The 14,074-nt window shown below is 42.9% G+C and carries 13 protein-coding genes and 1 riboswitch; all 13 genes read left to right on the top strand.

Going from position 1 to position 14,074, the window contains the following annotated elements:
- Window positions 1-93 precede the first annotated feature (93 nt).
- The 13 genes from pyrR to ABVJ71_RS04575 all read left to right on the top strand — a co-directional run bounded on the left by pyrR (window position 94) and on the right by ABVJ71_RS04575 (window position 14,044).
- Window positions 94-645 (top strand): bifunctional pyr operon transcriptional regulator/uracil phosphoribosyltransferase PyrR, encoded by a 552-nt coding sequence (gene pyrR / locus ABVJ71_RS04635; protein ID WP_353855826.1) that lies wholly within the window; start codon window positions 94-96, stop codon window positions 643-645.
- A 142-nt stretch (window positions 646-787) separates the two neighbouring features.
- Window positions 788-2,116, top strand: coding sequence for a solute carrier family 23 protein (locus tag ABVJ71_RS04630; RefSeq protein ID WP_353855825.1), 1,329 nt, complete (start codon window positions 788-790; stop codon window positions 2,114-2,116).
- A gap of 130 nt (window positions 2,117-2,246) precedes the next feature.
- Entirely contained in the window at window positions 2,247-3,170 is a 924-nt protein-coding gene (locus ABVJ71_RS04625; protein WP_353855824.1) for an aspartate carbamoyltransferase catalytic subunit, read from the top strand.
- Window positions 3,154-4,440, top strand: a complete 1,287-nt coding sequence (locus ABVJ71_RS04620) for a dihydroorotase (protein ID WP_353855823.1) — start codon at window positions 3,154-3,156, stop codon at window positions 4,438-4,440. The genes ABVJ71_RS04625 and ABVJ71_RS04620 overlap by 17 nt, the downstream gene beginning before the upstream one ends.
- Window positions 4,437-5,531 (top strand): carbamoyl phosphate synthase small subunit, encoded by a 1,095-nt coding sequence (locus ABVJ71_RS04615; protein ID WP_353855822.1) that lies wholly within the window; start codon window positions 4,437-4,439, stop codon window positions 5,529-5,531. Before ABVJ71_RS04620 ends, ABVJ71_RS04615 begins: the two co-directional genes overlap by 4 nt.
- Window positions 5,516-8,731, top strand: a complete 3,216-nt coding sequence (gene carB / locus ABVJ71_RS04610; RefSeq protein ID WP_353855821.1) for a carbamoyl-phosphate synthase large subunit — start codon at window positions 5,516-5,518, stop codon at window positions 8,729-8,731. The genes ABVJ71_RS04615 and carB overlap by 16 nt, the downstream gene beginning before the upstream one ends.
- Complete coding sequence (locus ABVJ71_RS04605) at window positions 8,728-9,504, top strand: dihydroorotate dehydrogenase electron transfer subunit (RefSeq protein WP_353855820.1); 777 nt, start codon at window positions 8,728-8,730, stop codon at window positions 9,502-9,504. The genes carB and ABVJ71_RS04605 overlap by 4 nt, the downstream gene beginning before the upstream one ends.
- On the top strand, window positions 9,498-10,430 hold the full coding sequence (locus ABVJ71_RS04600; protein ID WP_353855819.1) for a dihydroorotate dehydrogenase: 933 nt from the start codon (window positions 9,498-9,500) through the stop codon (window positions 10,428-10,430). The genes ABVJ71_RS04605 and ABVJ71_RS04600 overlap by 7 nt, the downstream gene beginning before the upstream one ends.
- Window positions 10,402-11,133, top strand: a complete 732-nt coding sequence (pyrF, locus tag ABVJ71_RS04595; RefSeq protein WP_353855818.1) for an orotidine-5'-phosphate decarboxylase — start codon at window positions 10,402-10,404, stop codon at window positions 11,131-11,133. The genes ABVJ71_RS04600 and pyrF overlap by 29 nt, the downstream gene beginning before the upstream one ends.
- Window positions 11,114-11,752, top strand: a complete 639-nt coding sequence (gene pyrE, locus ABVJ71_RS04590) for an orotate phosphoribosyltransferase (protein WP_353855817.1) — start codon at window positions 11,114-11,116, stop codon at window positions 11,750-11,752. Before pyrF ends, pyrE begins: the two co-directional genes overlap by 20 nt.
- Window positions 11,753-11,893: 141 nt before the next feature.
- Window positions 11,894-11,999, top strand: a riboswitch (SAM riboswitch).
- A gap of 75 nt (window positions 12,000-12,074) precedes the next feature.
- On the top strand, window positions 12,075-12,221 hold the full coding sequence (locus ABVJ71_RS04585) for a YezD family protein (protein WP_353855816.1): 147 nt from the start codon (window positions 12,075-12,077) through the stop codon (window positions 12,219-12,221).
- A gap of 43 nt (window positions 12,222-12,264) precedes the next feature.
- Window positions 12,265-12,966, top strand: coding sequence for a phosphoadenylyl-sulfate reductase (locus ABVJ71_RS04580; RefSeq protein WP_353855815.1), 702 nt, complete (start codon window positions 12,265-12,267; stop codon window positions 12,964-12,966).
- Window positions 12,967-12,979: 13 nt separating this feature from the next.
- Window positions 12,980-14,044 carry an inorganic phosphate transporter gene (locus ABVJ71_RS04575; protein WP_353855814.1) on the top strand — a complete coding sequence of 355 codons (1,065 nt, stop codon included), beginning with the start codon at window positions 12,980-12,982 and terminating at the stop codon, window positions 14,042-14,044.
- The last annotated feature ends 30 nt before the right edge of the window (window positions 14,045-14,074 follow it).

Genomic DNA, 14,074 nt, shown 5'->3' with positions numbered 1-14,074 from the left:
TAACGGATCAATTGTGCACGTGTATGCACAAATGAACGCCCCTCTCTGCCCTTTGCAGAAGGGGCTTTTTATTTGCAAAAAGAGGTGTAAAAGATGGAACAAAAAGCAATCATTCTGGATGAACAAGCGATAAGACGAGCGCTTACCCGAATTGCCCACGAAATGATCGAGCGCAACAAAGGGATGAAGGATGTCATTCTTGCTGGGATTAAGACAAGAGGGATTCATCTTGCAAAGCGCCTGGCAGAACGCATTGAGCAAATTGAGGGAAATCCAGTCATTGTGGGTGAACTCGATATTACGCTTTACCGCGACGACTTGACAAAAAAGACAGACAACCAAGATCCGCTTGTGAAGGGAGCAGACATTCCAGCTGATATTAATGACAAAACACTGATTGTTGTAGATGATGTCCTGTTTACAGGCAGAACGGTTAGAGCTGCAATGGATGCGCTTGTTGATGTGGGGAGACCGTCTTCTATACAGCTTGCAGTTCTTGTGGATCGAGGGCACCGTGAGTTGCCAATTCGAGCAGATTATATTGGAAAAAACATTCCAACGTCTAAAGCAGAAACCGTCATGGTCCAACTCAACGAAGTCGATCAAAAGGATCTTGTCGCCATATACGAAAATGAACCTTTTTAAATGCATTCCAGAGAGTTTGCAAAGAGGGCAATAACAGAAACGTCATGCACACAACACTCGAAGTGTGCGGCTTTTCTAGGCCTCTTTGCTCATATGCAAAGAGGCTTTTTTATTAGAAAAGAACACAACTAGGAGGAAAAACATGAGTCAGCCAAAAGCCAATTTAGGCATTCGAGATATACCAAAACCTTTCACATGGCTATCACTGAGCTTGCAGCATTTGTTTGCCATGTTTGGAGCCACAATTTTAGTGCCGAAAATAATTGACATGAGTCCAGCCGTTGCTCTCATCTCAAGCGGTGTCGGAACAATTGTTTACTTAATGATCACTAGAGGGCAAATTCCGGCTTATCTTGGATCGTCCTTTGCCTTTATTTCCCCTATACTGAATGTCAAAGCATCAGGTGGTCCAGGAGCCGCAATGGTCGGTGCTTTGATGGCGGGTGTCGCTTACGCATTCATTGCTTTATTCATTAAATGGTTAGGTACAGGCTGGCTTATGAACCTGTTGCCGCCAGTAGTAGTTGGACCGGTGATTATGGTGATCGGGCTTGGTTTAGCTGGAACGGCAGTCAATATGGCCATGTATGTTGATCCGAATGCGCCCGAGCTTGTGTACAGCTTGAAGCACTTAACAGTAGCTGGCTTTACTCTAGCGGTAACAATCATCAGTATGATTTTCCTTAGAGGGTTTCTTAGTCTCATCCCAGTTTTAATCGGAATAATTAGCGGTTATCTGTTTGCTTTAACACAAGGCATTGTGAACTTTCAGCCGGTCATTGACGCAAAATGGTTTGCCGTACCAAACTTTGTCATACCATTTGTCAATTACACACCTGCTGTGACACTTAGCATTATCTCGGTGATGGTGCCAGTTGCCTTTGTGACAATGTCTGAACACATTGGTCACCAAGTGGTGTTAAGTAAGGTGGTAGGTCAAGACTTTATCAAAAAGCCTGGACTTCACCGCTCGATTTTAGGAGACAGTGCAGCCACAATCTTTGCCTCACTCATTGGCGGACCACCTACCACTACATATGGTGAGAACATTGGTGTACTTGCCATCACGAGAGTGTTTAGTATCTTCGTCATCGGCGGAGCAGCAGTATTCGCCATCTGTTTCGGCTTTGTCGGGAAAATTTCAGCATTAATTAGCACAGTTCCTTCAGCAGTGATGGGGGGCGTCTCATTCCTACTTTTTGGGATCATTGCGTCGAGCGGTCTGAGAATTCTGATTGATCATAAAGTCAATTTTGAAGAAAAACGGAACCTCATTATCGCATCTGTCATCTTAGTCATTGGAATCGGTGGAGCTTTTATTGAGGTGAAGCAAATCAATCTTACTTTATCTGGAATGGCGCTCGCTGCCATTACTGGGGTTTTGTTAAACTTGATTTTGCCAAATGAGCAAGCAGATAAAAACCCATCAAATGAATTGAATACAGAAAACCTTTTAAAAGAAGTCCAGTGAGGCTGACAAGGGTTCTAACATGAGCAGAATGTGCGTAATTGTCGCTGCTCCTTTTGGAGAACCCTAAGCTGCCAAGGCTTGGGGTTTTTTTGAACCTGAAAGTGATTGAAAACGAGAGGGGGAAGAAAACATGAATCATCTATCGACTATGAGCAGCTTGTCTAAGGAAGAGATTCTGAATCTGATTGAGGAAGCAACCGCTTTGAAGAATGGTCAACAAGAACACAGCTTAACGGGAGAATTTGTTGCGAATCTCTTCTTTGAGCCAAGTACAAGAACACGCTTTAGTTTCGAAGTAGCCGAAAAAAGGCTTGGAATGAATGTGCTCAGCTTAGACGCTACAAGTACCTCGATTCAAAAGGGAGAGACCCTTTACGATACCGTCAAAACGCTAGAATCCATCGGGGTCAAAGCGTGTGTCATTCGGGACAGCACTGATGAATACTATGAGGAGCTTGTCGGTAAGGTAGGAATTCCAATCATTAATGCAGGAGATGGATGCGGACAGCATCCCACACAATCACTGCTTGATTTAATGACCATATTTGAAGAATTCGGCGGTTTTGACGGCTTAACGGTTTCAATTCATGGAGATATCAAACATAGCAGGGTCGCACGATCTAATGCCGAGGTACTCTCAAGGCTAGGGGCTAATGTCCTCTTTTCTGGACCGGTTTCCTTCCAAGATGAACAGAATCCTCACGGAACTTATGTCAAAGTAAATGAGGCAATTGAGCGATCTGATGTTGTAATGCTTTTGCGTATCCAGCATGAAAGACATGCGAAAAAGGTAGGCAGCGAGGATTACTTATCCACATACGGATTAACAGTAGAGCGAGCCAAAAAAATGAAAGAACGAGCAATCATTATGCATCCAGCACCAGTTAACCGAGGTGTTGAAATAGATGATTCTTTAGTGGAATCAAAGCAGTCAAGGATTTTTAAGCAAATGGAAAATGGTGTATTTATCCGAATGGCTGTCTTAAAAAGAGCTTTTCAAAATAACAGACAACATCAAAAAGGGAGAGATTCTGTCTATGTCATATCTCATTAAAAACGGCTTTATCTTAACAAGCACAGGTGAAAGAGTTCAGCAAGATATCAGAATAAAGGGAGAAGTGATACAAGCGATTGGTCATTTGGAGAGAGAAGACAAAGAAGCAGTAATTGATGCAGCAGGGCTATTCGTATCACCAGGTTTGATTGATCTGCATGTGCACTTAAGAGAACCGGGTGGTGAAAAAAAAGAGACCATTGAAACAGGCACTAAGGCAGCAGCAAGAGGCGGATATACGACGATTGCAGCCATGCCAAATACAAGACCAGTTCCAGATACAAAGGAACAAATGGAATGGCTCATGAAGCGAATGAAAGAGACTTCATCAATTCGAGTTTTACCATATGCGTCCATTACAATAAGACAAAATGGAGAAGAGATGACGGACTTTGCGGCGTTAAAAGAAGCTGGTGCATTTGCCTTTACTGATGACGGGGTTGGCATCCAAACAGCCGGAATGATGTATGAGGCGATGAAAAAAGCTGCAAGCCTAGATCAAGCGATTGTGGCTCACTGTGAAGATAATTCCCTGATTTATGGAGGAAGCGTCCATGAAGGTGAATTCTCTAAAGCAAATGGTTTAAATGGAATTCCGTCAATTTGTGAATCGGTGCATATTGCAAGAGATGTCCTCTTAGCAGAAGCGGCGAACTGTCATTACCATGTCTGTCATATCAGCACTAAAGAATCCGTCAGAGTCGTACGAGATGCAAAAAAAGCAGGCATTCGCGTGACAGCTGAAGTCTCGCCACATCATTTGCTTTTATGTGATACGGACATACCAGGCCTTGATACAAACTATAAAATGAACCCGCCACTTAGAGGAGCGGAAGATCGTGAGGCACTTATCGAAGGTCTGCTAGACGGCACCATTGATTTTATTGCAACAGACCATGCCCCGCATACAGAAGAAGAAAAAAATGAAAGGATGCAGCTTGCACCTTTTGGGATTGTTGGACTTGAAACAGCGTTCCCGCTTCTATATACCCATTTTGTAAAAACGGGCGAATGGACATTAAAAGAGCTTGTTGATTATATGACAATCAAACCAGCAGAAGCCTTTTCCCTTCCGTATGGTAAGTTAGAAAAGGGCCAAGTGGCTGATGTTACACTTATTGATTTAAATAAGGAAATGGCAATAGACAAAAATAACTTCTTATCAAAAGGGAAAAATACACCGTTTGACAAATTGATTGTATCAGGATGGCCTGTGATGACGATTGCATCTGGAAAGGTCGTTTATGAAGAGGGGAGACTAGTAAAATGAAGAGACGCTTAGTACTAGAAAACGGAACAGTATTTGAAGGAATAGGCTTTGGCAGTTTAGAACCGTCAGTCGGAGAAGTGGTCTTTAACACAGGGATGACTGGCTATCAGGAAATTTTGTCTGACCCATCATACTGCGGACAATTGGTCACACTGACATATCCACTCATTGGCAACTATGGCATAAACCGTGATGATTTTGAATCGATTACACCGTTTGTCAAAGGACTGATTGTCAAAGAGCTTTGTGAAAAGCCCTCAAACTGGCGCTCTTCCTACTCGCTTGATGAATATTTAAAAATGAAAAACATTCCAGGGCTTAGCGGAATTGATACACGAAAACTGACAAGAATCATCAGAAGTGCTGGGACATTAAGAGGGACTTTTGCAGGACCGGATGAACAAGTAGATGAAGTCGTTCGTCGCCTTCAAACCTTTCAGCTTCCAACGGACCAAGTGAGACAAGTATCGGCAAAAAATGCGTATCCAAGTCCAGGAAGAGGAAAGAGAATTGTTCTTGTGGATTTTGGGATGAAGCACGGTATACTGCGCGAGCTCAATAAGCGTGATTGTGATGTGATAGTTGTCCCATACAATATTACAGCAAATGAAGTCTTGCAGCTAAAGCCTGATGGGATCATGCTCTCAAACGGACCTGGAGATCCAGTCGATGTGCCTGAAGCAGTCGAAATGATTCAGCAATTGATTGGAAAGGTACCACTCTTTGGAATTTGCCTGGGGCACCAGCTATTTGCTCTTGCGTGCGGTGCAAGTACAGAAAAAATGCCATTTGGTCATAGAGGATCAAACCATCCAGTCAAAGAATTAGCCACTGGAAAGGTCACACTGACTTCTCAAAACCATGGGTATACGGTAAGCGCAATTAATGAAGAACTGCTTGAAGTGACCCATATCGCATTAAATGACAATACGATTGAAGGATTAAAACATAAAGAAGCACCAGCTTTCACTGTGCAGTATCATCCAGAAGCATCACCGGGTCCAGAAGATGCGAACTACTTATTTGACGAGTTCATGGAAATGATTCATACGACTGAGAAAGTAGGGGAAGAAGTATGCCAAAACGTGTAGACATCAAGAAGATATTAGTAATCGGATCAGGTCCTATCATCATCGGTCAGGCAGCGGAGTTTGACTATGCAGGGACACAAGCTTGCTTAGCGCTAAAAGAAGAGGGTTATGAAGTCGTTCTTGTGAACTCAAATCCAGCGACGATCATGACAGATACAGAAATGGCTGACAAGGTATATATCGAACCGCTTACATCGGAATTTTTAACACGAATCATTCGGAAAGAGCGCCCTGATGCGATCCTGCCGACACTTGGTGGGCAAACAGGTCTAAACCTTGCCGTTGAATTATCAGATCTTGGGGTATTAGCTGAATGCGGTGTTGAAGTGCTTGGTACAAAGCTGTCAGCGATTCAAAAAGCAGAAGACAGAGATTTATTCCGTAATTTGATGAGAGAGTTGAATGAACCTGTTCCAGAAAGTGAAATCATCCATAATCTTGATGAGGCAATGACCTTCGTGAACAAAATCGGCTTCCCAGTCATTGTTCGACCAGCTTATACTTTAGGCGGAACTGGCGGCGGAATCTGTACAAACGAACAAGAACTGAAAGAAATCGTTGAAAATGGTCTCAAGCTGAGCCCTGTGACACAATGCTTACTCGAAAAAAGTATCGCAGGTTTTAAAGAAATTGAATATGAAGTGATGCGTGACAGTAGTGACCATGCGATCGTTGTATGTAACATGGAGAATTTTGACCCAGTCGGTATTCATACAGGTGACAGTATTGTTGTCGCACCAAGCCAAACCTTAAGTGACCGTGAATACCAGCTGCTGAGAAATGTGTCACTCAAGCTTATCCGTGCACTAGGCATTGAAGGCGGCTGTAATGTACAGCTTGCTTTAGACCCAAACAGCTTTCAATACTACATCATTGAAGTGAACCCGCGCGTGAGCCGTTCGTCTGCGCTTGCTTCTAAAGCGACAGGTTATCCAATTGCAAAGCTTGCAGCCAAAATCGCTGTCGGCTTAACACTAGATGAAATGATGAACCCAGTGACAGGCAAAACATATGCCGCCTTTGAACCAGCACTTGACTATATCGTTTCAAAAATTCCGCGCTGGCCGTTTGATAAATTTGAATCTGCGAACAGACGACTTGGTACACAAATGAAAGCAACAGGAGAAGTCATGGCGATTGGGCGCACATTAGAGGAGTCACTTTTAAAGGCTGTACGTTCACTTGAAGCGGACGTGCATCACATCGAACTAAAAGATGAAGCGGAAATCACAAATGAAGTGCTAGAGAAGCGGATTAAAAAAGCAGGCGATGAACGACTATTTTATATCGCTGAGGCGCTTAGAAGAGGCTATACGGTCGACCAAATTCATGAATTTTCTCAAATCGATTATTTCTTCCTTCATAAACTGGAAGGCATTATCGCACTTGAACAGACGTTAAAAGAAAACAAAGGCAATACAGACGTATTAAGAGAAGCAAAAGAGAAGGGCTTCTCAGACATCTATATTAGCCGAAAATGGGGCATGAATGAAGCAGATCTCTATCAGCTAAGAAAAGAAACAGGTATTGTACCTGTCTATAAAATGGTCGATACATGTGCGGCAGAATTTGAATCAGAAACGCCTTATTTCTACAGCACCTATGAAGACGAAAACGAATCAGAACGAACAGATAAGAAAAGTGTCATCGTGTTAGGCTCAGGCCCAATCCGAATTGGACAAGGGGTTGAATTTGATTATGCGACTGTCCATTCTGTATGGGCGATTAAACAAGCAGGGTATGAAGCCATTATTATTAACAACAATCCAGAGACCGTGTCAACAGACTTCAGTATTTCAGATAAGCTTTACTTTGAACCACTGACAGTGGAAGATGTCATGCATATCATTGATCTTGAACAACCAGAAGGTGTTGTCGTTCAGTTCGGCGGACAAACAGCCATTAATTTAGCGGATGAACTATCCAATAGAGGCGTAAAGATTCTAGGGACTTCACTTGAAGACCTTGATCGCGCTGAAAACCGTGACAAGTTTGAACAAACACTAGAAACACTTGGCGTTCCGCAGCCAAAAGGAAAAACAGCGACCTCTATTCCGGAGGCAGTCGACATTGCCAATCATATCGGATATCCAGTGCTTGTCCGTCCTTCCTATGTATTAGGCGGACGTGCGATGGAAATCGTTTATCAAGAAAACGAGCTCCTTCATTATATGAAGAATGCGGTCAAAGTAAATCCACAGCATCCTGTCTTGATTGACAAGTATTTAACAGGTAAGGAAATTGAAGTAGATGCCGTGTCTGATGGAGAAACTGTTGTCATCCCAGGCATTATGGAGCATATTGAACGGGCTGGTGTTCACTCTGGCGATTCCATTGCGGTCTACCCTCCGCAAACCTTGTCAGAGGAGATGAAAGAAAAGATTGCTGAGTATACCATTAAACTAGCAAAAGGGCTTAACATCATCGGGCTGCTTAACATTCAGTTTGTTTTATCAAAAGGTGAAGTGTACGTTCTAGAAGTGAATCCGCGCTCAAGCCGGACTGTTCCATTCATAAGTAAGATTACTGGCATCCCAATGGCAAACCTAGCGACAAAAGTCATTTTAGGTGACAAGCTCAAAAACTATGGCTACCAAGAAGGACTATACGAGGAGCAAGCGGGTGTGTACGTCAAAGTACCGGTCTTCTCCTTTGCAAAACTAAGAAGAGTCGATATTACACTTGGACCTGAAATGAAATCAACAGGTGAAGTCATGGGGAAAGATGTCACAATCGAAAAAGCCCTGTACAAAGGATTAATCGCATCAGGTATTCAAATTCCTAATGACGGAACTGTGATCTTGACAGTGGCTGATAAGGATAAAGAAGAAGGACTTGAGATTGCGAGAAGATTCCATGCGATTGGATATCATATTTTGGCAACAGAAGGAACGGCGAATTACTTAAAACAAGCATCCATTCCATCAAGTGTTGTAGGCAAAATAGGAGAAGAAGGCAAAAATCTTCTAGATGTAATCCGAAACGGTGAAGCTCAATTTGTCATCAATACACTGACAAAAGGAAAACAGCCAGCTAGAGATGGTTTTAGAATCAGACGTGAATCTGTTGAAAACGGCGTGGCTTGCTTAACCTCACTAGATACGGCAGAGGCCATTTTAAGAGTGCTAGAGAGCATGACATTTAGAACAGACGAAATGCCAGAAGTGAAAACGAATGCTGAGGTGACAGTAACAATATGAAAAAAGCATACTTGACGGTCGTCTCTAACCGAAAGATCGCTGATCATATTTACGAAATGACATTAAAAGGGGACCTTGTTGAATCATTTCAAACCGCTGGACAATTTCTTCATATAAAGGTCAGTGAATCGATGACGCCATTACTGAGAAGACCGATCAGTATTGCGAATATTCATGCCGAGCAAAAAGAAGCGACGATCATTTTCAGAGCAGAGGGAGAGGGGACAAAGCTCCTTTCCCAAAAGCAAGCAGGTGAGCTAGTCGACGTATTAGGGCCGCTAGGTAACGGATATAATCCTTCTGTAGTCCACCCAAGACAGACCGCATTACTTGTAGGTGGGGGAATTGGTGTGCCACCGCTTTACGAGCTGTCAAAGCGTTTAACGAAAAAAGGCGTTATCGTCAAGCATGTTCTCGGTTTTCAATCAAAAAAAGACGTATTTTACGAGGAGAAATTCCAAGCGCTCGGAGATACTTTTATCGCCACTGTTGATGGAACCCACGGAGCAAAAGGCTTTGTCACACATGTGATAGAAGAGAACGAAATGAGCTTTGATGTGCTGTTTTCATGCGGACCGACACCAATGTTAAAAGCACTAAAAGATGCTTATCCACATAAACCTGTCTACATTTCAATGGAAGAACGGATGGGTTGCGGTATTGGTGCATGCTTTGCATGTGTATGTCATACTGATCAGCACGAAAAGCCGTACGTTAAAGTATGTCTTGATGGACCAGTTTTTAAAGCAGAGGAGGTGGCATTATCATGTTAAACGTTGAGTTACCCGGCTTATCCTTAAAGAACCCGATTATTCCGGCATCAGGGTGCTTCGGATTCGGAAAGGAATTTGCTTCCTTATATGATTTATCTATGCTGGGGGGAATCATGATCAAAGCCACTACCCCTGAAATGAGATTGGGCAACCCAACGCCAAGAGTGGCCGAGACTGGTGCAGGCATGTTAAATGCGATTGGTCTTCAAAATCCAGGTCTTAAAGGAGTGCTTGATCATGAATTGCCTTGGCTTGAACAGTTTGATACACCAATCATTGCGAACGTCGCCGGCGCGCAAATTGATGATTATGTCGAAGTAGCCGAACAAATCAGCCAAGCAAAGAATGTACATGCACTTGAACTGAATATATCTTGTCCAAATGTGAAGACAGGCGGGATCGCTTTCGGTACTGATGCGAAGATGGCTGAGACATTAACAAAAGCAGTGAAGCAAGTCTCGGCTGTTCCTGTTTACGTGAAACTGTCACCAAATGTGGCCAATATTGTTGAAATTGCAAAAGCAATTGAATCGGCTGGTGCGGATGGACTCACCATGATTAACACTTTAATTGGCATGCGGCTTGATTTAAAAACAGGGAAGCCCATTCTAGCAAATAAAACAGGCGGATTATCAGGTCCAGCAGTAAAACCTGTCGCCATTCGAATGGTATATGAAGTCAGTCAGGCTGTTCGTATCCCGATTATTGGGATGGGCGGAGTTCAACATGCAGAAGATGTGCTTGAATTCCTACTGGCAGGCGCAAGTGCAGTAGCTGTTGGAACAGCCAATTTTGTGAATCCATTCGTTTGTCCAGAAATCATTGAAGATCTGCCTAAAGTTCTGGCGGCTCATGGTTATTCATCAGTAGAGGAATGTATCGGAAGGAGCTGGAAGCATGAAGCATTTGCCAATCATCGCACTTGATTTTCCATCAGGGAGCGAGGCGCTTGCCTTTTTAGATCTATTTGCAGGAAAGCCATTATTTGTAAAGGTTGGCATGGAGCTTTTTTACCAAGAAGGTCCTGCCATAATTGAAACACTGAAACAAAAAAATTGCCGTATTTTCCTTGACTTGAAATTACATGACATTCCAACAACGGTTCAAAAAGCCATGAACCGGCTTGCAGCACTTGGGGTGGATTTGGTTAATGTCCATGCTGCAGGCGGAAAAAGAATGATGCAAGCAGCGGTAGAAGGTCTTGAAAGCGGAACATCAGCTAAACAAAGTAGGCCGAACATTATTGCAGTGACTCAGCTCACAAGTACGTCAGAAGACATCATGAAAAAAGAAATACTCATTGATCGTCCACTTGAGGAGACAGTGCTTCATTACGGACAAATGGCATACGAGAGCGGACTAGACGGTGTTGTGTGCTCTGTACATGAATCAAAGGCCATTCATGAGCATATCTCACCATCCTTCCTCACCGTCACACCAGGTATTCGTTTGCCGAATGATCAAACCGATGACCAAAAGCGTGTAGCCACACCTGCCTTTGCAAAAGAACAAGGTGTTTCACAAATTGTTGTGGGGAGATCGATCACCAAAGCAGCAAATCCAATTGCAGCCTATCATCAAATGATCAAAGAGTGGGAGAGACAGCCGTATGAAAACGAAAATTGCTAAACATTTATTACAAATCAAAGCCGTCTCCTTAAAACCAGATGCACCATTCACGTGGGCAAGCGGTATTAAATCACCGATTTACTGCGATAATCGCCTGACATTATCGTACCCTAACGTCAGAAATGACATCGCTGAAGGACTTAAAGATCTCATTCAAACTTATTTTGAGGGAGCAGAAGTGATAGCCGGTACTGCAACGGCCGGAATCCCGCATGCGGCATTGGTGGCAGATCGTCTAAATTTGCCTATGTGTTATGTGAGAAATAAGCCAAAAGCACATGGAAAAGGAAATCAGATCGAAGGAGCGGTAACGACTGGTCAAAAGGTTGTCGTCGTAGAAGATCTCATTTCAACTGGAGGGAGCGTCCTTGAAGTTGTCGCCGCCCTTCAAGATGAGGGCTGTGAAGTGCTTGGGGTTGCAGCCATTTTCACATATGGATTGCCAAAAGCAGTTGCTGCTTTTGCAGAAAAAGACATTCCATATGTCACACTGACAGACTATGATGCGTTGACAGATGCGGCACTTGAGCTAAGAGCCATCGAGCCATCTGCTATGAATAAACTTAAACGCTGGAGACAAGACCCTTCCTCTGAATCTTGGATGGAAGAGACGCTATAACAATGCTGTGCCCAGATGCACAGCTTTTTTCATTTGGTTTAAAATAGTAAAATAGACCCAAATGCGAATAAAAACTAATCCTATCAATAAAGTCGGGTTGACTTTTGTTTGAATTGTGTTAATATTTAATACAAATTAAAACTCTTATCCAGAGAGGTGGAGGGACTGGCCCGATGAAACCCAGCAACCTGCTATCCTGAGCAAGGTGCTACTTCCTGCAAAATGATTCTATTTTGAAAGATAAGGAAATCGTGAGCTTCCTCGTCTTTCTTTCGGATTGAAAGAAAGTTTTTTTATTTTTAATGGTGAGGAGGAAGAGGAGATGGAAGTGAAACAAAACCAGGATGAAGACTTAGTGAAAAACATGCAAGAATTGATTGGAGATATGAAATTCGGTTCAATCACATTGATTGTTCAAGACGGTCAAATAATTCAAGTAGAGAAAAATGAAAAAATCAGATTGAAGTAGTGCGCTATAGCAATATGAGCAATACTCCGGAAGGGGAGAAACAATGTTAACATATGAAAATTGGCAAGAGCCGTCCATTACATTTCAAGAGGACGATATGTATAAAGGAGCGCTATCTGTGCTGAAATGGGCGTACGGTCATTATGGTGATCAGCTCGTTTATGCATGTAGCTTCGGTATAGAAGGCATTGTCTTGATTGATTTAATCGCTAAAGTCAAAAAAGATGCGAGCATTGTCTTTTTAGATACAGGACTACATTTCAAAGAGACTTACGAGACAATTGATGCGGTGAAGGAAAGATACCCCGGATTAGATATTGTGATGAAAACACCTGATCTGACAGTTGAACAGCAGAATGAACAGCATGGTGACAAACTGTGGGAAACAAATCCTCAAAGCTGTTGCCATATGCGGAAGGTCATTCCCTTGCAAGAAGCACTATCAGGCTATCCGGCGTGGCTTTCTGGCTTAAGAAGGGAGCAGTCACCAAAAAGAGCAGGTACAAACTTTTTAAATAAGGATGATAAATTCCAATCAGTGAAAGTGTGTCCGCTCATCCACTGGACTTGGAAAGATATATGGAGATATGCATCTAAGCAGGAACTTGCTTATAATCCGCTACATGATCGAGGATACCCAAGTATTGGCTGTGCACCATGTACACAACCAGCCTTCACTGCAGATGATCTGCGTTCTGGAAGGTGGGCTGGAACAGCAAAGACGGAGTGCGGATTACATGAGTAAGGGAGCATAATTAATGGAAATCGCTGCAATTTTATTTAGTTTATTCTTTGCTTTAAATATTGGCGCAAGCGGAGCAGCAGCTTCTATGGGAATTGCGTACGGATCAGGAGCGATTCAAAAACCGCTGTATGCACTCATCGTTTGTGCTGGAGGTATTTTAGCAGGTTCAGTGATTGGCGGCGGTGAAGTTGTCAAAACCATCAGTTCTGGTATTATGCCAGAATCTGTGATTACACTTGAAATTGTTTGCATTATCATTGGTTCCGCTGCATTATCATTATTTATTGCGAATCTGATGGCCATCCCGCTATCCACAAGTGAAGTAACGGTTGGAGCTGTTGTTGGTGTTGCCGTGGCATACAAAGTATTGTTTGTAAAATCCATTTTAGTGATCGTCGCATTTTGGATCATTATTCCACTCATTGCTTTTGCTTTCACGTTTACTGTGATCAAAATCATCAGACTGTTCCCAAAACGCACATTATCTAAAAAAGGTGTCGGCATTCTTTCTATCGCTTTAATCATCAGTGGCTTTCTAGAGGCTTTTTCAGCTGGTATGAACAATGTTGCCAATGCTGTAGGTCCGCTAGTGGCATCAGGTGTCCTGTCAGTAGGGCAAGGTACACTTTACGGGGGGATATTTGTCGCGCTTGGTGCACTTTTACTCGGTAGGAGAGTACTTGAAACAAACGGTAAGAAAATCACACGATATCAAACAGGTGAAGGCATCTTACTCTCTAGTACCGGTGCCGGACTTGTCATTGTGAGTTCTATTTTCGGCTTGCCTGTACCACTTACCCAAATCACCTCTTCATCAATTATTGGTCTTGGGATGGCAAAGGGTGGACCGAACATTTTTCATAAACATGTCGTGAAAAAGATGCTGAAAGTCTGGGTTGTTTCTCCATTCTTATCACTCAGCTTGTCTTATTTGCTGGTAAGCTTTTTCTTAAAAGGAGACTATTATTCTATCTTTATCATGATGAGTGTGTTATTTGCCTCACTCGGCGCATTAAGTCTGATGAAGGCAGTCAAAAATGAAAGCAACTCCATCCATGAACAAGGCGGCGGCATTTAACGATAAATCTGACTATTAACATCTAATAAC

Source organism: Bacillus sp. Bos-x628, assembly GCF_040500475.1.
Lineage (GTDB): Bacteria > Bacillota > Bacilli > Bacillales > Bacillaceae > Bacillus > Bacillus maqinnsis.
Note: the sequence above shows the minus strand (reverse complement) of the source record. Positions and strands in the feature narration are given on the sequence as shown.